Genomic DNA, 22,158 nt, shown 5'->3' with positions numbered 1-22,158 from the left:
TCTATCCGAAAGCCATTCAAGAAATTGATTATCGATCCCTTCCCAGATCGAGTGAACAGGGAAGGGTCATTCTTTTTTGAGCCATCCGCTCAACCCTGCTTGACAACTGCACTTGCGCCTTAACTTGTCACGAATCGGGTTCCCCGACGGTTTAGCGAATCAAGACAGAGGGTAGAGGGTAGAGGGTAGAGGAGTGCGAATCGCTATCGACTATCAACTAATAAAAGTATAACCACACCGGAATCATGACTAGGAACATCAGGGTACTAACAATAATACTGCTAGCCACAAGGTTCCCATTCAGATTGTACTCCTCAGCGAGAATCAGTCCGGCAAAAGCACAAGGCATTCCTGACATTAGCACCAAGCCCAGCCTGGGATCGCTGCCGATGCCCAACATTGTCATGGCAATCCCGACGATCGTGGGCATCACGATCGTTTTGAGAATTGCTGGTAACAGCGCGAGTTTGAGACTTTGCCAGCCTTTAATTTGACTCAATCGAATCCCCATTAAAATAAACGCCCCTGGAATCACCACCCAAATCGAGGCGTGAAGGCTTGATTCGACCACCGTCGGGAATACCATGCTGCGCGTGAGCGAACCCAGCGCAAAACCCCATAGAGATGGCACACGGACTAGATCTTGAAACTGCATCCACCACCGATTGGTCGCCGTGTCCTTACGGCTATAGTAGCTAGAAACTAATACTCCCAAACCGTAAGTTCCAAAGACATTTTGAGTAACACTGTATAGCACCGCCCAACTTAGATCGGTCGCTGAAATAAAAGATGGGACGATCGCCAAACCCACAAAACCAGTATTACCCAACATCGAACAGAGTAGTAAGCTACCTTTGATTCCAGGTGTTGGAGCTAAACTAACTGGCTGTAGTCGTTGCCAAATCTGAAGGCTAACCCAGCCCAATCCCAAGCCCAATATCAACGAACCAATCGTAATCAGCGGAGCTAATTGGGCGCGTTCGTCAAAAGTAGTTTGGCGGGCGAGGGAAAAAATTTCGATCGGGACGCCCACCCAATACAATCCCCGTCCCAACCAATATGGAAACGCAGAGGGTAGAAATCTCACAGACAGAATACCCAACCCCGTCCAGCAAATTAGCGGAGTATAAGCATCAATGAGCCGATCGAGCATGAATGGTCACGGTTGGCTGTTTAATTGTTTGACTACGCCCATATCTTTAATATACCAGCGATCTTTTTGGCGGACGAGATTGTACTTAACCAATAATTGTTTGGAATAAGATCTGTCGGTATTCAATCGCTCCCCTTGATAATATTGGGCATCTTCTTCGACTCTGGCTTTGACGGTGGCGACATTGGCTAAGGGACTAGCTTGGGAAATGGATGAGATCCCAATATTTTGATGGTTGTACTGCCAATGTACCCGATCTACTTTGGCGGTTTGGGATCGATCGATCGCCCCAGACAATGCAGGCTCGACTAGGATATCGGTTAATTGAGCGGTCTGATACTCTTGGCTCAAAGATTTTGTCTTGGCACTCAACCATGTTTTGACGGTTTGCTCGGCAACAGCGGTTGTCAATGCGCCAACTGCTGCTTGAGGCTGGGGTGTGGGCGAGGGTTGGACTAGATTGGGACTGGGACTAGCCAGACGGGGACTAGGCGAGGAAGTTGGTACTGAAACGACCGATGTATTCGCAGTCATCGATCGAATGCCTGTATTTACCAGCCAGATTGCCCCCCACAGGCAGGTAAACCCGCCCGTACCAACAAGCAAAATTCTGGGAATGTTTGGCTTCCGGCGGACTCTGCGCTGAACCAGGGTGCTAGATCCATTGCTGCTCTGAGCCAATTGTCCAGACTTACTAATAGCGATCGGTTGACCGCTATTTTCTAGGGCGAGGACTGGTAAACGATCGAGATAAGCTTGCTCGAAGTCTCCATCGATCGTCCGAGCGGTAGGTCTGGAGCGACGAAGCGTGCGTTCGCGCTCCAATTGAATCACATTACTCTCACTGTCCTGTCCAGAAGTGATTGGCTCTGGGGCTGGCGGTGGGATCTGTTCTACTCTGATCGCTGGGGTGATATTGCCGACTCCCAACCGATCCCGATTCAAACTATTAGATTGACGACCACCTGTTTTAGATAAAAACAGCGATTGGGTTGATTCTAAATGCGAATCCAATTGGTATCCCGCTCCAGAAAGATCGCCTGATGATGGTACTTCGTGCAGATGGGGCAAGATCTGCTCCCACTTGGTAATATCAATGTCATTTACAGGTACTCGATCGGCAAAATCTTGCACATCGCGATCGTTGAAATAAGCATCGAGTGAAGGATCGCTGGCTACCAAATCGCGAAAACAGGGAAATGCTTCGTCTTTTAACCACGATTCGATATACCAACACAAGCCTCGAAGGAGATTGGGCAATCCTTGTGATTGTTGGCGGATCGTCAACAATGCGGCTGATTCTGAGGCATTGGCGAGAATTTGATTGGCTTCTTCTGTTTGTCCGAGTAGCAGAGCACAAATTGATTGTTCGATCGTCACATCAATTCTCTGACTCAGACGATACTGCAAGATTTGCTGGGCGGTGTAGATGAGCTGCGGGTTCCGGTAGGCAAATCCCTGGACGATCGACGCATGAACGTGGAGATAGGTACATGCCAACTGCATTACATTCAAAGGCTTTGAACCCACTCGATCGGTATAATCTCTAGCTGAACGACTAAACAAATTTCGTTGTTCCGCAGCGGTGAGATGGGGTAGAGTTTCGTGGATAAAGGGGATGGTTGTCTCGCTACTGAGTGCAAATCGTTCTTGACATTTGACTTCATTAGTGCAGGCATTTTCTAATAATTCTTCGAGAAATTGAATGCCCTGTCGCCGTTGTTCGAGCCGATCGAGTGGTAATGATAATAAAGAGGAGATCCGGTAAGGACGCAAGCGATCGAGTCGTCGATCGAGTTCACCTTGAATTTGGGGAAATAGATCTTCCTGCACTAGGATCTTTTTGGCAGTCTCATAGTGAATTACGGCTTCTTCATAGCAACCATCTCGCCATTCTCGTTCGCCTAGTTCCCAAAATGAAGATACCATTGCCAAGATCACATCTGGCCTGATGAGGGACTGGGAGCCATTTGCTGGATGTTTCAGCTTTGCCAGCGGGAGTGGATCGTACCGCTCGGCAATTGGGGGGGCATTACCACTGGGCGTCACAGCGATTGGCGGTTGAGGATGCAGACTACCACTGTTACTACTGCGCCCATTGTTACCAATGTATGGCATACAAATACTATTAATTTCCTCATACTCACCCAGTTCAAACAGGATCAGTAATCCCCCCAGAAAGTGATCGGGGGCGATGTCTAGCTCTGGGCGACGGTCAAACGTAGTCGGGGAAATCGGATCGGCCGATCCGATCGAGGCAACTGCTGTTGACATCCGATTGGCTTGATATTGCGATCGTTGCAGTGGATCGCTCAACACCTGATAAGCCACCGTAATCAATCGTTTGCGAGATTCGATCGCCGCAGCAGAATATTCTTGCTGCGGCAATTGCAACAAGCGGTCTTGATATGCTTGCTCCAATTCCGATAGATCGCTCTCCGGTATACCCAAAATCTGATAATAATCAAGCGGGATTCGCACAGTTCACCTAATCACAACATGAACAACACAGTTAACAGCGATCGGTTATTAACTTTATCTTTTGAGCTATATTAGCATAGTCAAGTGAAACCACGATCGTCCTTTTCAACCTGAAACCGATCGCGTGGATGATGAATGGTAAATATTGGATGGTGAATGTCTATTTCTTGAGTACAAAGGGAGTATGTAAAATTTAGCGGTGCTGAATTAATGTACGATTCTAGATTTTTCAAACCAATCTAGCTCCCAGTCCCCCCAGTCCCCCTCGTCAATACATCAATTCAAAATTTCTCCACAGTAGGGCTAGCCACTACTCCCTAAATAGGCGACAATATCGATCGCACACAAGTGGATGAAACAAGCTCATGGTTCAAGAGAGAACTTTACCCGCATTTGAGCCAAAGTCGGGAGAAATCACTAAGGCAGAAGGCTTGATGTTATATCGCGATACGATCCTCGGTCGCTTCTTTGAGGATAAGTGTGCCGAGATGTACTATCGGGGCAAAATGTTTGGTTTTGTCCATCTGTATAACGGGCAAGAAGCTGTATCCTCAGGCGTGATCAAAGCAATGCGTCCGGGACAAGATTATGTTTCTAGCACTTATCGCGACCACGTTCACGCGCTCAGTGCTGGCGTACCGCCCCGTGAGGTGATGGCTGAGTTATTCGGCAAGGAAACGGGCTGTAGTAAAGGACGCGGCGGCTCGATGCACATGTTCTCCAAAGAGCATCGGTTATTGGGCGGTTATGCGTTTGTGGCGGAAGGGATTCCAGTTGCGACTGGGGCTGCTTTTGCCAGCAAGTATCGACGGGAAGCTCTCGGAGAGGCTGGTTCGGATCTAGTCTCAGCTTGCTTCTTTGGGGATGGTGCCGCCAATAATGGGCAGTTCTTTGAATGTCTGAACATGGCTGCTCTATGGAAGTTGCCGATGATTTATGTCGTCGAAAACAATAAATGGGCGATCGGTATGTCTCACGAACGCGCTACATCAGTGCCGGAGATCTATACCAAGGGTGCTGCTTTTGGGATGCACGGGGTGCAAGTCGATGGGATGGACGTACTCGCCGTTTATAGTGTCGCCAAAGAGGCAGTAGCCCGCGCACGTGCTGGGGAAGGGCCGACGCTGATCGAAGCCCTTACTTACCGTTTTCGCGGTCACTCCTTGGCAGATCCCGACGAACTTCGACCCAAGGAAGAAAAAGAGTTTTGGTTTGCCCGCGATCCAATTAAAAAGTTGGCAGCATATCTGGTGGCTGAAGGTTTGGTCACAGGTGATGAGCTAGCAGCACTCGATCGCGAAATTCAGGATTTAATCGATGACTCAGTAGAGTTTGCTGAAAATAGTCCCGAACCAGATCCCAGCGAACTTCGCCGCTATATTTTTGCTGAAGATTAGGCAAATTAGTGTCAGTGTCTCCTTCTGGAGAACCTGACGTTAAATTAACCTTTAGAGGGGGGTTCTTTCTGCCTACCCCTCTGTTGAGTCGATCGCGATTAACAGCTTCAACCCAAACCAAAGATCGATCGAGATTAACACTACTTCTCTAGCAAATTCGGGCGATTAACTGGATTTGGTCTATGCAAAAAAAACTGTTAACCTTATTGTTATTAATCTGTAGTAGTTGCACGTCACCGATCGAACCAGTGGCGCAGAGTCAGACATTGACAACCCCACTACCGATGCCGACACTGATGCAGACAGAAACTGTCGAAATTCGTAATGACTGGAATGGATACTCGGATATCACCCCAATTCTGCGTCATTACAAATTAAGAATAGAACACCAAAAATTAGTGGGTAACGCGCATATTGCCTTAGGTGGATATGGTGCGGCGGGAATTCATCAACAGCAAACCAAGCGACTGATAATTCCGGCGGCTGTGACTACCAAATTTTTAGCCACACTAGCAAAAACACCGCTCCAAGTCGGGAGTTATAAACCAATACTCGATCGAACTGATGACTACCCATCGATCGAAATCGAATTAAAAATCGATCGCCAACAAGTAATTTTTAGTTCTCAATCCCAAGGGAGCAATTACATCCCGTGGAAAGTGACGGTGACGCAAGCAAATAAAACCACTTCATATATTAGTAATTCGGCCATCCCTGCTCAGGCTCTCCAAATCCTCGATCCATATCTCGATCGTCAGGGGATCGATCGCATCATCCAGCGGCGGCGACAGAAAATAAATCGAAATTTTAGATCGAAAATACCAACTAGCAAATACTCAGTCCCAAGAAGAGCCTAGCGCAAATTTTGATAATCTGTCGCCTTTGCCCACAGTAGTCCATAAAATAGTACGATAAATATGAGGAATCAATACTATTGGAACTAAATCATCGCCAAGACAATCTTTAACCCTCAGCCTCAGGATTAAGTCATAGTTTCCAGACGCCGTAATTTTGAGCGATCACATCGTATGCTACCAATTGCCCCGGATACTTTATTGCAGCAACGTTACCGCATCCTCAACATCCTAGCAGAAGGAGGATTGGGTCGGACATATATGGCGATCGATCGAGATCGCGATAATGCCTACTGTGCGATCGAGGAACTGATCCCATCTTCTCAACTTGCCAGCGCGGTAGCTGGAGCCAAGGAATTTTTCAAACAGGAAGTAACCCTGCTATATCAACTTCAGCATCCGCAGATTCCCCGCTTTTGGACGACCTTTGAAGAGCCAAATCGGTTGTTTTTAGTGCGAGACTATATTACGGGGAAAACATACGGACATCTATTAGAAGAACATCGCGATCGGGGTGCCGCATTTAGCGAAGCGGAAGTCCGACAACTCTTAGGGCAAATCCTCCCAGTCATTGGCTATATCCATAGCAAAGGGATCGTTCATGGCGATCTCTCGCCAGAGCATATTATTCACCGCGATAGTGACGGCTTACCTGTACTCATCGATTTTGGTGTCATCCGAGAGTTTGCCAATAAACTGCAAGCCACTCCAGCTCATCAGCAGATGTCACCAAGACAACTAGGTTACGCTCCCGCCGAACAACTCCACCATAAACAAGCTTATCCCAATAGCGATCTCTACGCAGTGGCTGTAACCGCGATCGTCTTAATGACGGGAAAAGAACCCAGTGCCCTATTTGAAGGCGATATGATGAACTGGGGTTGGCGGCAATGGACGCAGATCGATGATGGCTTTGCTCAGATCCTCAGCCGGATGTTGAGTCCCGATCCTAGAGATCGCTATCAATCGGCGATCGAAGTAGAGCGAGATCTTCAATCATTAGACAGCCCCAATCTCCAGCCACCTGAAGGCTTAAATGCCGAGCGTCCATCCACAATCCCCACTGTGGTAGCAGGTGGTAAGAGTATCCCAGTCACCGAGCGCGTTCAAACGGCAATTACCAATCGCAGTGCCAAATCGATTTGGGAACAGCCTCAAGTCTTTATTCCGCTCGGAGTGCTGATTTCCCTCCTAGCTGGAGTTGGCTCTTGGTTTGGAGTCACTCAGTTACTCCACCGCCAAGTATCCGATCCAGTCGCCAGTACTCCGCCCAAACAAGATTTTAATAATCCGACAATTCCTACCAACAGCAGCAGTCCCAGCCCGATTGCCAGCGATCTGATTCAACCAGAAATGGATCGGGCGATCCTCAAAGAAGGCACAGTCAATGCCGATCCGCCGATCCGCTATCGGATCGCTGCCCTCGCTGGTCAAAATCTCGACATTGAGCTAATTTCAGCGATCGATCCGACAAAATCACTCTCTAGCCCAATTTCGCCCATCGCTCCCAGCCCTGGGACAAAAGACACCAATGTCAACTCGCCGAGATCGGTGCTAACTCCGGCCACAACTCAAGTATTGATGACAATACTATCGCCAACAGGTACCCCGATCGACAACAAGTCCGAACGAGTTGTTAATTGGCGGGGGCAAGTTCAGACATCGGGTGAATATACAGTCGAGTTACGCCCGATTAAAGGTTTGGCTGGGAGTGAATTTGCTTACAAACTTAGCATCACTCAACTCGCTGTTACACCGACACCATCACCTGTGATGAGTCCCTCCTCGGCAGGCATCCCATCCCCAGGTGTACCGATCCCGATCGGTGGCAATGGCATCAATGGCAGTCCTGCTAACCTCAACCCCGATCGAATCGATCCAAATATCCCTGGGATCTCCCCGTCATCGCTCCCGATCGAAGTACCCGTAGCTCGTCCCACCCCTACACCAAGTGAATCAGAGCGTCCCACCCGCCGCCGCAGACGTAATCGGACGCAGGTAGAACCCAGCCCTCAAGTCAGAGATCGCAATCGGGTAGATTCAACCGCTGAGTCCACTTCCACTCCAAGCCGCAGGCGCAGTCGGGACTCTGAGACACGACAACCCCAGTCGCCCTCCCCATCAAACCCAGATGTTGGGGATAATCCACCTAGTGAGACGCCCAAGCCAGAACCATCGATCGGTATACCCGTTCCCGCCGCCAAAAATAACACACCACCAGCTCGTGATGGCGATCGGGCAGCCCCACCCCCTGGTAGCGGTGCCAACGATCCAGACTAAGACTACTCCCGAACCTATGTCAAATTGGACATCTAGGGTAGGGGGTGAATGGTGAATGGTGAATGGTGAATGGTGATGTCTATTGACGAGCGCGCATCCGCAATTATCAATTATCAACTATCAACTAATTTAAATGCTTCTAATTACTAGCACCGATACAGATGCGGGTAAAACCGTCCTCACAGCAGCATTAGTAGCCTATGCTCAAAAACATCTTCCACAGCAAAATTGGGGCATCCTCAAGCCGATTCAGTGCGGTACAGGCGATCGGGAGTTTTATAGTGAGTTGTTCGGCAGATCCGCTGAAGACATCAATCCTGTTTATTTGTCCAACCCTCTAGCACCACCGATCGCCGCCGCTCTAGCAGGTGTAGAAATCGATCTGGCGAAGGCTTGGCAAGCACTCCAACAGATGCGACAACAGCATGATTTTGTACTGGTAGAAGCCCTCGGTGGCTTGGGTGCGCCGATGACAGCAGAGCTAGTCGTCGCCGATATCGCCAGAGATTGGCGACTACCAGCAGTACTAGTCGTCCCAGTCAAACTAGGCGCGATCGGTTCAGCCGTTGCCAATGTTGCCCTCGCTAGACAATACAATGTCCAGTTGCGTGGGATCGTCCTCAACTGTCCGCAGCCGCTATTCGATTCAGAGATTGCCAACTTTGCGCCAGCGGAATTAATTCAATCTCTCACCCGCACACCCGTACTCGGCTGTCTACCCTATCTCCCAAATGCTCGCAATCTCGATGCACTAGCCGCAGCCGCAGCCAATCTAGATTTGGAGATCTTATTCCCAAATCTGATGGCTAGTAATAATCCAGATGAGAAAACACCGCGACTAGCGAACGTTTGAGGGGATCGAATAGCAATAATTCGCTCCAGTTCGCTCAAAAGCGCGGACTATCGCCTAGAATTAGCAAACTAAGCTCGATTTTTTTGCGTCATGCGGTTTGACATCATCACCCTATTTCCAGACTTCTTTACTTCCCCACTCGGCTGTGGCTTAATGAGCAAAGCCTTAGCCAAAGAGATCGCCTCGGTGCATATTACCAATCCCCGCGATTTTACGATCGATCGACATCACAAGGTCGATGATGAGTCATATGGGGGCGGTGTCGGGATGGTGATCAAGCCAGAACCGATCTTTGCGGCGGTAGAGTCATTACCGACATTGCCACGGCGACAGGTGCTATTAATGAGTCCTCAGGGTGAAAAGATCGATCGAGCCTTATTTCAGGAGTTGCGGCACAACTACGATCAATTAGTATTGATCTGCGGTCATTATGAAGGGATTGACGAGCGCGTGATGAATATTGTCGATCGAGAAATTTCACTCGGAGATTTTGTCCTAACTTGCGGCGAGATTCCCGCTTTGACATTGATTAACGGCATCACCCGTTTACTTCCTGGTACCGTGGGGAAAGTAGAATCGATCGAAACCGATAGTTTTGAAGATGGGTTACTCGATTACCCCCACTATACCCGCCCCGCAGAATTTCGCGGCTGGCGCGTACCCGATATCTTAATGTCTGGCAATCATGAGAAAATTGCTCAGTGGCGACATCAACAACAACTCGATCGAACTCAAACTAAACGTCCCGATCTTTATGCTGCATGGTTAGAGCGGCTGAAAGCTTCAGCGCACGAGCCAGAGAAGCCCTAAAACCAAATTAAGCGATCGTTGTAAAAATTGAATTCAAATCGATAAAAATCATCCAAGATCTGTAGGGGCGGGTTTATGAGATCCATATCGAGCGTACTAAATATTTCATTCAAACCCGCCCTCTCCACAAATAATCGATCGCATGTTTTCAACTACGCATCCCGACAAACAATCTGTGAATGCTGGTGGGGATGGGCGGGTTTGTTTGAGATTTATAGAATCGATCGATAGTTATTTGCATAATCTGGAAAATAGAAATCGACGAATTTTATCACCTTTTTGAAGTGAATAATTCCTAAATCTGGATTTAGCAATGTAACTTCTTTGCTTCCTCTATAGTTGCCTTTCCAAAGAGCGGAATTTTCTAGATAAGTTTTAGAATGATCTGTTCCATGTTTGGTATCTAACCACTGCAATGCACCAATTGCCCATAGCTGGTCATAAAAATTATTGCCAACTGGTAAGTAGAGATCGAGATAAGATCGCAAAATCCTAACCGATTTAGCATTTCCAATCCGCGCCAGTGCAAAACAATGGAATTGTCCAGAGTAGCAAGTTCTACTAGGAATCAATGATTTTTCAATTAGATTTATATAGTCGCGAATACCTCTAATACCACATAGCCAGCTCACTGTAATTAGTTCTCTCCAATTACCACTGCTGTACATTTGAATAAAATCTCGATCTGTTAATTTCTCTAGTGCTAACTTTGTTGATTCGACAAAGGTATCTACATTTTTACAATTTCCACCTAAAAAAATTTCCATTTAGAATATTAAGGTATAGAGGTTGAATGTAAGAATCATATTCCATTTTATGTACTCTCAATTTTTTTAAACTGAAAAATGTTAGCTTTATACACTGACAATACTGCAAGTAGAATGAGGAATATTCACTACCTACTTCGCCTCCATCCAATTCGCCCCACTATCGATCTCCGCCACCTTATACTAGCAACTTCTCGATCGAACTCCGCTTCCTCTCTGGTATTGAGACTCAGATAAGTATCGACAAGCCCTGACAAAATCGATATTCGCTCGACAAAACCCAAATTAAATAATCATCATCCAAATTGAATCTAAATCGATAAAAATTATTCAGGATCTGTAGGGGCGGGTTTATGCGATCGATATCGAGCGTACTAAATATTTCATTCAAACCCGCCCTCACCTACAAATAACGAATCGCATGTTATCCCCCACACATCCCGACAAACAATCTGTGAATGCTAGTGGGGATGGGCGGGTTCGATCGAGATTTATGGAATTTATAGATGATTATTTGCATAAACCCGCCCCTACAGATCCGTATCAATAGTTCTGGATTCCATACAAAGAGAAGAATTACAAATGCGGCAAATATCTGAATAACAGAAATAAAAATAAAAGCTTTTTTGGACATGTCAAGTTTATATTATTTACTTCGCATCCATCCAATTAGCACCACTGCCAATCTCTGCCACCATCGGCACACTCAAAGAAATTGCCCCCTCCATCGTCTCCTTAATTTTCGGCTGCAACTCTTCCCATTCATCCTGGGGAATTTCCAACACCAATTCATCATGCACTTGCAACAACATCTTCGCCTGATATCGCTCTAATAACTTATCGATCGAAATCATCGCCAACTTAATAATATCCGCACTAGAACCCTGAATTGGTGCATTTGCCGCAGCACGTAAATATCCAGAATCTAATTGTCCGAGATTGCCGAGATTATCCAGATCGATCGAGTTAGGATCGCTGCCTTTTAAGCCGCGCAATTTACCACTTTCAAATCGGAAATATCGCCGCCGTCCGCAGACAGTTTCCACATATCCTAACGCGATCGCTTCCCGTTTAACGCGCTCTAAGTAGTCGAAAATGCCTGGATATCGATCGTAAAACTTATCGATGAAGATTTTAGCTTCGCTGACTTTTATGCCAGTTTCTCGCCCGAATCTAGCCGCACCCATGCCATAAACTACACCGAAGTTAATGATCTTACCCATCCGGCGTTGTTCGCTGGTAACGGTATCGCTTTCAAACAATAGTTTGGCGGTGACGGTGTGGATATCTTCGTTTTGGTTGTAAGCAGTAATTAAAACGGGTTCTTGACTGAGATGGGCGAGGATGCGAAGTTCGATCTGGGAGTAGTCAGCGGCGGCGAGAATCCAACCTGGAGCGGGAATAAATGCGCGGCGAATTTGGCGACTAAATTCGGTGCGAATCGGGATATTTTGAAGGTTGGGATTGGATGATGAAAGTCGTCCCGTGCTGGTGACGGCTTGATTGAAATCGGTGTGAACTCTACCAGTTTTGGGGTGGATTAACGCGGGGAGGGCATCGACGTAGGTAGATTTGAGTTTGGAAAAAGTCCGGTGTTGGAGGATCAGATTGACGACTTCATGTTTGCCTTGCAATTTTTCGAGGGTATTGACATCGGTGGAGTAGCCGGATTTAGTTTGACGGATACCTTTGGTGTCTAATTGGAGTTTATCAAATAATATCTGCGCGAGTTGTTTGGGCGAACCGAGATTGAATGCTTCCCCTGCAAGTACATAAGTTTGCGCTTCGATCCTGGCTAAGTCTTCGGCTAATACTAGCGAGAGTGTTTTCAGATATTCTGCGTCGATATTAATACCGCGATCTTCCATGTTGGCGAGGATCGGTTCGAGGGGAAGTTCGATATCTTGCAATAGTGTGAGTAATCTCGGTGCGGCCGCTAATTCGGCGGTGAGGATGCTGTGGAGGCGATAGGTACCCCAAACATCCATCCCGCAATATTCCGCTACCAAGGGGATGCTAATATTCGCAATAGTTTTTCCCTTTGGTACTAAGTCATCGTAACTCTGGGGGACGATGCTCAGATAGCGGCTGGATAAATCGGTGAGGTTGTGGCTGCTATCGGGATTTAAGACGTAACTCGCCAGCATCGTATCGAATACTACCCCCGCGAGGTTAATGCCTTGGTTTTTAAATACCAATCGATCGAATTTTGCATTCTGCAATACCTTCGGATAGGTTGCAGATTCGAGGATCGGTTTGAGATTTGTCAGGACTGATTCTAGATCTAAATTATCTCCCGAATCATGCCCGATCGGGATATATGCCATGCTATTAGTTTCTGCACCCCAACAGCACCCAATCCCAACTAAACTCGCATTTCGTGGTTCTAAATCGGTAGTTTCCGTATCCCAAGCGACGGGACAATTTGGATCTTTATATTGCTGGAGATTGGTAATTAAAGCCTGTAGTTTGGCTACCGTATCAATAATTTGTGGTTGAATCAGACAGACTTGACTAAGTTGAAATTTATCGGTATCTTCAGCACTAAAAAACCACATATCGTTACCACCATCATCGGGCACGATTGCCCCATCAGGAGTTACGATCTTACTCACTGGCTCGTGGGGATTATTAATACTCGCAGGAGTAGGAGCCGCAGCGCCGCCGAAAGCTTCCTGAAGTTTCTCGATATCTTTACTAAATCGATGCAGTTCTAATGTTTGTAATAATGGCTGTACATCTTGAAAATCAAACCCAGTTAATTTCGTGGCTGTTAACTTGACTTCCAGCGGTACATCAGTAATAATTTTTGCTAAATATTGCGAGTGATTGGCATCATCCTTTCCTGCAACTAACTTCTTCCCCGTCGCTCCTGTAATCTCCTCGACTCGATCGTAAATAGTCGCCAGATCGCCATATTCATTCAATAGCTTCACCGCCGTCTTATCGCCAATCCCCCGCACGCCAGGAATACTATCTGATTTATCCCCACACAGAGCCTTATAGTCGATAATCTGCGCCGCAGTCACCCCCATTTTATCGATGACACCCTGCTCGTTCATTTCTATTACTGAAGGGCCACTTTGAGCAAAAGCTGAAGTCATGTACAATACACTCACTCGATCGCGATCGCTCACCAGTTGGAACATGTCCTTATCACCAGACAAAATCTTCACCTGATAACCCTCGCGGCTGGCTTTCCCCGCCAAAGTCCCCAACACGTCATCCGCCTCAAATCCCACCGCCGTTGCTGTCGGTAAATTTAACGCTGTTAATAATTGATACAAGTTTTGAATATCGATCGTGAAATCTTCCGGCGTTTCTACTCGATCGGCTTTATAATTATCATCAGCCTCATGTCTGAATGTCGGCGCACGTAGGTCAAATGCGATCGCCATCGAATCCGGCTTTTGACTATTAATAATCTCGACTAAAGCCTTGACAAATCCAAAACAAATACTCGTCGGTACTCCCGCCGAAGTGATCAAGCCACCGCTCTTACTTTTGGCATAGGCAAAGTAGGAACGATAAGCTAGGGAATGTCCATCGACGAGAATTAATAGAGGAGGCATAAGATCTAATTTATTTTGCAGGTGGGACTTTTTGTAGTAATCTTTCCCGTTTGTGCTGACGTAATTCTAAATCGATTTGAGCGATCGCATCGTCTAAAAAAAGATTATATAATTCTAATTGACGGTTACTCTCCCGCAACCTGTCGAGACAACTTTTTCTAGTTTCTTCAGTCGGATAACTATATCGCTCAGTCATAACAGATTCCAACCTCTTATAATCTCTTGAGTACTAGCATTAGCAGCTTCTAGATTAGCTTGTCCATTCTCAATTGCTTTTGCCAGTAAATCTAGCATAGCATTTGTAGCAATTGGCTGTGCTTCCAAAATCTTCAACAACAGGGTATTGAGGCGAGTGTAAGACTGGTTAAGTCTTTCTTTGGCGTTTTGCAGTTCTTCCAATTCACCAATCGTGCTGGCTGCCTCTCCATATCGATCGAAAAATGTCCACCAAGTCGCGCTAGCTAGTTCAATTGCATTTGCAAGTTGGCGGAGTAGCTCAAAAGTCATCGTTAAGGTTTCTTCAGGTAACTTCGCCATCGATCGAGGATATATTTAAACAGCACATTCTATTCTCTCAGATTCGTTTGTATTGTGAAAGCATAGGATAGACAATTTTATGATAGATTGAAAGAACCATCCCAATCTTTAGCAGATTCTACGGATTCTTCCAACGATGGAAAACTAGCAAGATCCCAGCCGTCTGGATGAGGTATGAAAGAATTCTTCCCTCCATTTCGCCACTGATATAATTCATATACCTCGGTTTGCAATCGAAATGGTAAATCTTTAACCTTTTCGTAAATTGCGTTACGATTTAAACCTTGATTCATTAATGTATGACAATCTGCCCTATATTGATGTACCCAACCACTAATAAAATTAAGGTATTTTAATAAATTAGACATTTTATCTTCAAGTTTAAAATCGTATGGTGGGCAATGCCCACGAACCAAATATGTACGAACAAGTAAGATATATTTTTATTATCACAATATCATCAGTCGCTAAAATTCACGCCAACATCATCAAGAAAACAATTACTGTCTGATTTTCGTAGTAAAGCCAGAAGCTTTAAACTTCTTCAATTGCAGCGGTAGAGTCGCACTAGATGGCACTGTAATTCGCATTTCAAAATCATTAATTCCTGGTGGTACCTGCTCGATTAAACCCACTCGTCCCCGATTTGGCAAGACATTGTTATTGTCCGCATCATAAATCCGTCCGTAGACATCAGCATCGTAGACAGTCTTCCCCGACTTGTTTTCAGCTTTCCCAGTAATCAAAAAACACAGAGCATCCTGTGTCACACCACCGCTACTCACCGCACCTTTGGACATTTCTGCCGAACAATTTTTATAGCCAACATTTGACAACGGGATGGGCGTAACTGCGAAAGCTGCTGGGGCAACAAGCCATGTAGACATGGATAAAACGATCGCAAGGGCAAATGTGATGAAAGTACGAATTAGCATGGGAGGAAGGGGAGACTGGGGGACTGGGGGACGGGGACACTGGGAGGAGATTACGTTCGAGATCTTCAATCCAATATTACCTAAAGCCTAAAGCCTAAAGCCTAAGACCTAATCTAAAACCATTGTCCCCCATTGAAGCGCGAATATGGCGAGAGAATCCGCAGTAGTGAATGAGTAACGATCGCACTGAGCAGACTAAAGCTAGTATAAAACCCGATGAACCCAGGGATACTAAAGCTAGCTCGATCGATCCCTGGTAAGCCGATAACTTTAATCATCATTACTAAAAACAGCCCTTCCCACACCGCGCCCCCGAACTGTAGTAACCCATTCCAGTCGCCATCCCAGCGCAACCGTTGAAGCTGATGATAGCCAAAATCCCAGGCTAGTCCAAATAAGCCTAGATAGATTAATGTTAACAAGGTTTGTCCGGCGATCGAAGGACTCGACTTGACTACCATGAGGATGGTTAACAATAGCCCAACTGTAGCTAATAACAAGACTCGAATTTGCCAGCGACCAAATAGAGTAAAAGTCATAATCTGCCTGTGGGGTATAGATCGAATCTACTTATCCAAACCAACGGTAATCACCACCTATTATACCTGCTGCGATCGAGATGAATTCTGGCTTGGTGAATAATCAAAATTCTCCTCGACACTCATGTTTTTATCTGGATGATGACAGAAGCAGAACGTTTATCGGCTAGACTGATTGAATCGATCGTCAATCGCCAAAATACTTTGTTTCTTATTGCTAATCGCTCAGTCTCAAGTTGAGAATATGACTTTAGCTACTGTCGATCGTGCTTTTGGGTTGTACGACTCGATCGTCTCTATTAAACTTTCGATCGACAAACACATCGATATTTAATTTATAGCTTAATCCATGTTCGAGATCGATCGACTAGTGTTGGCTTAGATTAGGTTAGTAACAAAGTTTTACAAGCTAGCACTGTCAAACCCTGCGCCAGCCACTACACTAGAGATAATGCGTTAGGAATAGAGCATATCGAGACAATTTACGGCAACTTACAAGGATTAAAATCCAATCAGATCAAACAACTGCGGAAGCTATATAATGAAAGACTTCCAGGCGATCGACTGACTACGCCAGAATTTGCTCAGAAGTTAGCGGCGATTAGTACTGAAATCCGCGATCCAGTTAGTGTCTATGTCAATCGGCGCGGTCAGATTATCCGCTTGGGTGTGGGTACTCCCGGTCAAACTCAAATTCCACCGTTAGAATTACCCCGTTATGGTGCGGAGCGGTTGAGTGGGATTCGGTGTATTTCGACTCAGCTCAAATCAGACATTCCCAGTGAGAGTGCGCTGACTGCGATGGCAATCCAGCGGCTGGATGCGCTGGTGATTTTGAATATTACTGGGAGCGGTTTTCAAAAACGCGGCGGTGGTGCGACGGGATATATTCAAGATACCTATCTCGCCCACCTAGTACCGCATCCAGAGATTAATTGGACAATTTCACCGCCGTTGAGTTTAGAAGATCTTAGCGACCAAGATTTTCTCGATTTGGTCGATGGGATCGAACAGGAATACGCGCGGGATGTCGCGAATCAAAACGTCGCTGATGAAACCGATCGAGTATTATTAGTTGGTGTCAAAACCGACTATGTGACTACTCAACGATTTAATGATGGGTTGGAAGAAATCGTTAAATTGGTTCAAACTGCTGGCGGTGAAGTACTCCAAACCGTCCAACAAAAACGCTCCAAACCTCACCCCCAGACGGTAGTAGGGGAAGGCAAGATCCAAGAAATCGCCCTTGCAGCTCAAAAAGTCGGTGCTAACCTAATTGTCTTTGACTGCAATCTATCCCCCAGCCAAGGGCGAAATCTCGAAACTCAGATCGGGATTCGGGTGGTAGATAGAACGGAAGTAATCTTAGATATCTTTGCCCAACGCGCTCAATCTGGAGCGGGTAAATTGCAAGTCGAACTCGCCCAACTAGAATACATGATGCCGCGTCTAACTGGGCGGGGTCAAGCCATGTCCCGTCAAGGTGGTGGGATCGGCACTAGAGGCCCTGGAGAGACCAAATTAGAAACCGAACGCCGTACCATTCAAAAGCGGATTTCGCGGCTCCAGCAGGACGTGAACCAGCTCCAAGCACATCGTTCGCGGCTGCGGCTCCAACGTCAGCATCACGATGTCCCCTCTGTTGCTCTAGTTGGATATACCAATGCGGGTAAATCTACCCTGCTTAATACCCTGACTAATTCCGAAGTCTACATCGCCGACCAATTATTTGCCACCCTCGATCCGACGACGCGGCGGTTTCAGGTGCCAGCGAGTAATACTGGAGACTTGCGACAAATCCTGCTCACCGATACTGTGGGCTTCATCCACGAGCTACCACCGCCGCTGATGGATGCCTTTCGTGCCACTCTGGAGGAAGTTACCGAAGCAGACGCGCTGATTCATCTCATCGACCTTGCTCATCCGGCTTGGCATAGTCATATCCGCTCGGTGATGGGAATTTTGGGTGAGATGCCGATCGCGCCTGGGCCATCGCTAATCGTGTTTAATAAGATCGATCGGGTCGATGGTGAGAGACTCGCTCAAGCTGAGGAAGAATTTCCCAATGCTGTGTTTATCTCCGCTTCAGAACGCCTGAGTTTAGAAACTCTTCGCCAACGAATCGGACAACTCATCGCTTATACAGTACCAGCATAAAATCGATCTAAAGTGCATACATCGGCTACACACCTTGAAAGCTGACTTTTTAGTTACCTTTTAACCTGCATCATCCCGATGATAAAGGTTAAGCTAGGGTCATCTGTACTTGAGAGGACACTAATTAATATAGTCTCCGTAGAGAATACAGGGTGGTTTCTTTTAGAGTGTGGGAGTCGGTCAGCATCAAGGTTTGACGATCGACTCTCCTACTTCTTTACTCAAAGGCAAGTGTAAAGCCTCCGAACTCAGGCGTGAGGCGAAATTTCGCTGCGGTTAGATCCCGATCCTCTGTGGTGAGTCTACCCTAGATTGAATCTAGGGTAAATTAGTTGCGTTTTTACAATATGTTTGTTACAATTCTTAATAAGGGAATAACAAAGAGCTTTAAATCCAGCACGAACAGCCAATTTAGAGATCCATAGCGATCCGGCATCAGTTTTTGTCAGAGTCTAAGGAACGAGTTTTCTCCTCCCAACACAGCTCATTTACCAGTAGATTAATCTGCTGGTATTTTTATTGAAAGATGGGGAGGTTGCTAAATTCAGGGGTAATTCATGAATTACCCCTACCATGAATTTTGAGGACGATTTAGTTACCAAATAGCTTCTTCGCAGCGCGTTCGCTTCTGGCTTCAGCAGATTCCATCACTTCCGCCATGTTTTCTAACATTTCACCAGGATGATTTTCGAGGACACGGGTAGAAAGTGAAATCTTGCCATTACCTTCATCTAGATCGATAATCATTGCTTTAATTTCTTGACCGATCGTAAATAGCTTTTCACAGGCTTCAACCCGATTTTGACTGATTTGTTTGACATAAAGCAAACCAGTACTGCCATCAAATTCTACAAATGCACCAAAAGGTTTGATCCCGACAATTGTACCAGTAACTAATTGTCCGCGTTCTAGTTGACTGAAGTTAGCAGTACGGGTGGCTTGACGCTGGGAAAAAACTAGCTTATCTTTGTCATTGTCAGCTTCAATAATAATCCCTGAAATTACCGTACCAACTAGCGACTGATGATCCCGTTCGACTAATTGCGATCGAGGAATAAACCCGCGAATCCCCTAGAAGTTAACAGTTACACCCCCTTTATTTACACCAGTGACTCGGAGCTGGATTGATTCCTTATTACTTTGCAGATCGTCAACTTGATTCCAGGCATATTTCATCTGCAATTGCAGTTTAGACAAGGTAACTTGTCCATCGGCATTTTGTTCGCGAATAATTAGAAATTCTTGCTCATCACCGATCGGTAACAATGCCGATAGATCTGCTGATTCATCTGCGGCAACTTCCGCAGCAGGGACAAATGCTAGCGACTTACCATTGATATCTACATAGACACCATCGCTATCATAACTATGGATTTTACCCCGCACTAATTGGTCTTTTTCAAAACTGACTACTTCAGCATCTAGAGCTTTAGCAAAGTCGTCCATGGAAAAGATTTCGGCAGAGGTACTTGTAGTCTTATTCATTTAAGTTGGGAGGGAGATAGGTTTAAGGTGAGTTGCATCGGCAAAAATTGCTCACCAGCGAAGTTTCAGGCGATCTTGTGGACTTTATCTACTGAGTCGCAGTCAGGTGTTGAAATAATTCCTCGACATGTTGCCAAGCTGACTCAGCAGCAGTGGAGTTGTAACTCGCCCGTAAGTCGCAATTGAAGCCATGTTCGGCACCTGGATACTGCCAAATCTGATGGGGAATATTATTTTGGGTAAGAGCCGCATCAATTTGGGCGATTTGGTCGGGGGGAATACTATGATCGTCCATACCAAAGAACATATACATCGTACCCGCGATCGAGCCTGTTTGACTCACAGATGGCTCTCCACCACCTGGGGTATAGGTAGTAATTCCCGCCCCATAAAAGGAAGCTGTGACGGAAATATCGGGCAAGGTCGCCGCTAAATAGGCAACGTGTCCGCCGAAACAAAAGCCGATACACCCAAAATGGGGTTGAACTTGGGGGAGTGTTTTGAGATAATCGATTGCGGCTTGAATGTCGGACAGGAGTTGGGAAGCACTAGTCTTTTGGGCATAGGTGCGTCCTAATTCTACATCAGCACCCGTGTAGCCCAGATCTAGACCTGGAGCAAACCTGTCAAACAAAGCCGGAGCGATAGCGACATAACCCAAACTAGCAACTCGCTCGGTCACAGCCCGAATATGGGTATTAACCCCAAATATTTCTTGGAGTACGATGATAGCTGGAAATTGAACAGATCCGGCTGGGACGGCAAGGTATGCAGATATTGGTGCCGCTGTGGACTCAATTTTGACTTGCTGCGTGACGATTTGGAGTGGCATATAAATTCATCTAGCGATTGATGGTCGATGTTCGGGAATACTGATATTTGAGTATGTATAAATAGTTTGAGGCGACCTCACAAGTGGCTCTTAAATTAAAAATTTTTCGTCTGATAAAAATATTTGTCTCCAGATGCGGGAGAATTAGATGCTGATTAACTGTTCAAAAATTTGAATGGTTACTATCATCAGCATAACAAATCCGAGTTTAACCATTTTACAGATATCAGGAGTTGCTAAATTGGCTACAGGTGACTATTTCGATCGAACGAAGCAACTACTTTCAGGTAAGATACTCTGGTTCGCAATTGCCGCCACTTCTTGTGCGGTGGTTGTATTACTACATACCATGCTTAGTCGAATATCTGCCGATGCCCTAGTTGCTACTACAGGTATCGCCAAAACAGCCGATCTGACTAGTGCAATTGCCAATCGCGTCCCGCTCAATTTTGATGTCCCCAAAAACTTTCAAGCCAAGACGATTAAAAATGTCTCCGTACCTGTCTCTGAGAAGGTAATTGCGCTTACTTTCGATGATGGCCCCTGGCCCGAAACTACCGAGCAAATTTTAGCAGCTCTCAAACAAGAAGACGTTAAAGCAACTTTTTACATGGTCGGTCAGCCGCTCAAATCTTTTCCAGAAATTGGTAAAAAAGTCTTGGCTGACGGTCACGTCATCGCTAATCACACTCTCCATCACTGGTACAAGCAGATGAGTCCCCTAGTCGCTCAACGGGAAATCGAAGATACCGCTAAAATCATCAAAGAAGTCCTGAATGTAGAAACTGACTATTTCCGACCACCTGGTGGCGTACTCACTAATGGTTTAGTTGCATATGCCGAAAAACACAATCAATCCGTCAATATGTGGTCGGTAGATTCTGGGGATAGTCATCCAAAACGTCCATCCTCCGAAGCGATCCTCAAAACTATCATTGCAGGTGCTACTCCTGGCGGAATTGTCCTGATGCACGATGGTGGCGGAAGTCATGGTAATACAGCCAAAGCAGTACCCCAAATCATCGCCAAACTTCGCGCCCAAGGCTATAAGTTTGTGACAGTTCCCGAACTACTCGAACTATCTTCTTCATTAGCACAGCCACCAACGGCTCAAGGATCGCCCACTCATACCCACACTTAAATCTGTGATGAATTGATAATAGTAGTATCCCTGCTAGTTAGTAATTAGTAGGGATATCACTTTACCGGAAATTATTTATGACAGATTTAGCACAGCAAAAATGTGTCCCTTGTAATGGTGGGGAAGTCGCAATCTCACCTGCTGAAATTGCGGCTTTTCAACCACAGATCCCCGATTGGTGTCAATTTGAAGTCAACGGCGAACAACGAATCGAAAGACTTTATCAATTCAAAGATTTTGTGCGATTCGTTGATTAGTGAATCGCGGTACCCAGTCCGTACATAACTAATCCAAGCTGGCTACCAGACATGTAGCACTTCAAGGCTTGAACTATCCAATTGATGAAGGTGCAAGCCCTTCCCTCC

General features: G+C 46.1%; 19 protein-coding genes and 1 pseudogene. 8 read left to right on the top strand and 12 right to left on the bottom strand.

Features of this window, described 5'->3' with window-relative positions; translation table 11 throughout:
- Positions 1 to 217 precede the first annotated feature (217 nt).
- From ACEW9J_RS24395 to ACEW9J_RS24385, 3 genes are all read right to left on the bottom strand, one after another.
- Entirely contained in the window at positions 218 to 1,153 is a 936-nt protein-coding gene (locus ACEW9J_RS24395) for an AEC family transporter (RefSeq protein WP_373547665.1), read from the bottom strand.
- A gap of 6 nt (positions 1,154 to 1,159) precedes the next feature.
- A complete protein-coding gene (locus ACEW9J_RS24390; RefSeq protein WP_373547664.1) occupies positions 1,160 to 3,634 on the bottom strand; it encodes an IMS domain-containing protein in 2,475 nt (824 codons plus the stop codon).
- An 80-nt stretch (positions 3,635 to 3,714) separates the two neighbouring features.
- The gene (locus tag ACEW9J_RS24385; RefSeq protein ID WP_373547663.1) at positions 3,715 to 3,867 is read right to left on the bottom strand and encodes a hypothetical protein; all 153 of its coding nucleotides are present in this window, start codon (positions 3,865 to 3,867) and stop codon (positions 3,715 to 3,717) included.
- Positions 3,868 to 3,999: 132 nt separating this feature from the next.
- On the opposite strand from ACEW9J_RS24385, the gene pdhA reads away from it, so the two are divergent.
- From pdhA to trmD, 5 genes are all read left to right on the top strand, one after another.
- Positions 4,000 to 5,031, top strand: a complete 1,032-nt coding sequence (gene pdhA / locus ACEW9J_RS24380) for a pyruvate dehydrogenase (acetyl-transferring) E1 component subunit alpha (RefSeq protein ID WP_373547662.1) — start codon at positions 4,000 to 4,002, stop codon at positions 5,029 to 5,031.
- Positions 5,032 to 5,213: 182 nt separating this feature from the next.
- Positions 5,214 to 5,888: a hypothetical protein gene (locus ACEW9J_RS24375; protein ID WP_373547661.1), complete on the top strand. Its 675-nt coding sequence runs from the start codon at positions 5,214 to 5,216 to the stop codon at positions 5,886 to 5,888.
- Between the two features lie 171 nt (positions 5,889 to 6,059).
- Positions 6,060 to 8,165 carry a protein kinase gene (locus tag ACEW9J_RS24370; RefSeq protein WP_373547660.1) on the top strand — a complete coding sequence of 702 codons (2,106 nt, stop codon included), beginning with the start codon at positions 6,060 to 6,062 and terminating at the stop codon, positions 8,163 to 8,165.
- A gap of 133 nt (positions 8,166 to 8,298) precedes the next feature.
- Positions 8,299 to 9,018, top strand: a complete 720-nt coding sequence (gene bioD / locus ACEW9J_RS24365) for a dethiobiotin synthase (RefSeq protein WP_373547659.1) — start codon at positions 8,299 to 8,301, stop codon at positions 9,016 to 9,018.
- 90 nt (positions 9,019 to 9,108) lie between these two features.
- Positions 9,109 to 9,828: a tRNA (guanosine(37)-N1)-methyltransferase TrmD gene (trmD, locus tag ACEW9J_RS24360; RefSeq protein WP_373547658.1), complete on the top strand. Its 720-nt coding sequence runs from the start codon at positions 9,109 to 9,111 to the stop codon at positions 9,826 to 9,828.
- 212 nt (positions 9,829 to 10,040) lie between these two features.
- Here trmD and ACEW9J_RS24355 read toward each other — a convergent pair whose 3' ends face one another.
- From ACEW9J_RS24355 to ACEW9J_RS24325, 7 genes are all read right to left on the bottom strand, one after another.
- Entirely contained in the window at positions 10,041 to 10,595 is a 555-nt protein-coding gene (locus ACEW9J_RS24355) for a DUF6000 family protein (RefSeq protein WP_373547657.1), read from the bottom strand.
- Positions 10,596 to 11,245: 650 nt separating this feature from the next.
- On the bottom strand, positions 11,246 to 14,167 hold the full coding sequence (gene polA / locus ACEW9J_RS24350) for a DNA polymerase I (RefSeq protein WP_373547656.1): 2,922 nt from the start codon (positions 14,165 to 14,167) through the stop codon (positions 11,246 to 11,248).
- Between the two features lie 10 nt (positions 14,168 to 14,177).
- Positions 14,178 to 14,363, bottom strand: coding sequence for a hypothetical protein (locus ACEW9J_RS24345; protein WP_373547655.1), 186 nt, complete (start codon positions 14,361 to 14,363; stop codon positions 14,178 to 14,180).
- A complete protein-coding gene (locus ACEW9J_RS24340; protein ID WP_373547654.1) occupies positions 14,360 to 14,704 on the bottom strand; it encodes a hypothetical protein in 345 nt (114 codons plus the stop codon). The genes ACEW9J_RS24345 and ACEW9J_RS24340 overlap by 4 nt, the downstream gene beginning before the upstream one ends.
- Before the next feature lie 77 nt (positions 14,705 to 14,781).
- Positions 14,782 to 15,072 (bottom strand): hypothetical protein, encoded by a 291-nt coding sequence (locus tag ACEW9J_RS24335; RefSeq protein ID WP_373547653.1) that lies wholly within the window; start codon positions 15,070 to 15,072, stop codon positions 14,782 to 14,784.
- A gap of 132 nt (positions 15,073 to 15,204) precedes the next feature.
- Positions 15,205 to 15,639 carry a hypothetical protein gene (locus tag ACEW9J_RS24330; protein WP_373547652.1) on the bottom strand — a complete coding sequence of 145 codons (435 nt, stop codon included), beginning with the start codon at positions 15,637 to 15,639 and terminating at the stop codon, positions 15,205 to 15,207.
- A gap of 113 nt (positions 15,640 to 15,752) precedes the next feature.
- Positions 15,753 to 16,178, bottom strand: coding sequence for a hypothetical protein (locus tag ACEW9J_RS24325; RefSeq protein ID WP_373547651.1), 426 nt, complete (start codon positions 16,176 to 16,178; stop codon positions 15,753 to 15,755).
- A 471-nt stretch (positions 16,179 to 16,649) separates the two neighbouring features.
- Between ACEW9J_RS24325 and hflX the strand changes: the two genes are divergently transcribed.
- The gene (hflX, locus tag ACEW9J_RS24320; RefSeq protein ID WP_373547666.1) at positions 16,650 to 18,335 is read left to right on the top strand and encodes a GTPase HflX; all 1,686 of its coding nucleotides are present in this window, start codon (positions 16,650 to 16,652) and stop codon (positions 18,333 to 18,335) included.
- Between the two features lie 591 nt (positions 18,336 to 18,926).
- On the opposite strand, the pseudogene ACEW9J_RS24315 reads toward hflX, so the two are convergent.
- Together ACEW9J_RS24315 and ACEW9J_RS24310 are read right to left on the bottom strand one after the other, a co-directional pair.
- Positions 18,927 to 19,820 (bottom strand): annotated as a pseudogene (locus ACEW9J_RS24315) (S1 RNA-binding domain-containing protein).
- 88 nt (positions 19,821 to 19,908) lie between these two features.
- Positions 19,909 to 20,652 carry a dienelactone hydrolase family protein gene (locus tag ACEW9J_RS24310; RefSeq protein ID WP_373547650.1) on the bottom strand — a complete coding sequence of 248 codons (744 nt, stop codon included), beginning with the start codon at positions 20,650 to 20,652 and terminating at the stop codon, positions 19,909 to 19,911.
- Positions 20,653 to 20,827: 175 nt separating this feature from the next.
- Here ACEW9J_RS24310 and ACEW9J_RS24305 point away from each other — a divergent pair, with 175 nt between their 5' ends.
- Positions 20,828 to 21,793 carry a polysaccharide deacetylase family protein gene (locus ACEW9J_RS24305; protein WP_373547649.1) on the top strand — a complete coding sequence of 322 codons (966 nt, stop codon included), beginning with the start codon at positions 20,828 to 20,830 and terminating at the stop codon, positions 21,791 to 21,793.
- A gap of 77 nt (positions 21,794 to 21,870) precedes the next feature.
- The gene (locus ACEW9J_RS24300) at positions 21,871 to 22,050 is read left to right on the top strand and encodes a hypothetical protein (RefSeq protein WP_373547648.1); all 180 of its coding nucleotides are present in this window, start codon (positions 21,871 to 21,873) and stop codon (positions 22,048 to 22,050) included.
- Positions 22,051 to 22,158 lie beyond the last annotated feature (108 nt).

Origin of the sequence: Chamaesiphon sp. (assembly GCF_041737865.1) — a bacterium.
Taxonomy (GTDB): domain Bacteria; phylum Cyanobacteriota; class Cyanobacteriia; order Cyanobacteriales; family Chamaesiphonaceae; genus Chamaesiphon.
The sequence above is the reverse complement of the archived record's forward strand: the minus strand, read 5'-3'. Positions and strand labels throughout refer to the sequence as shown.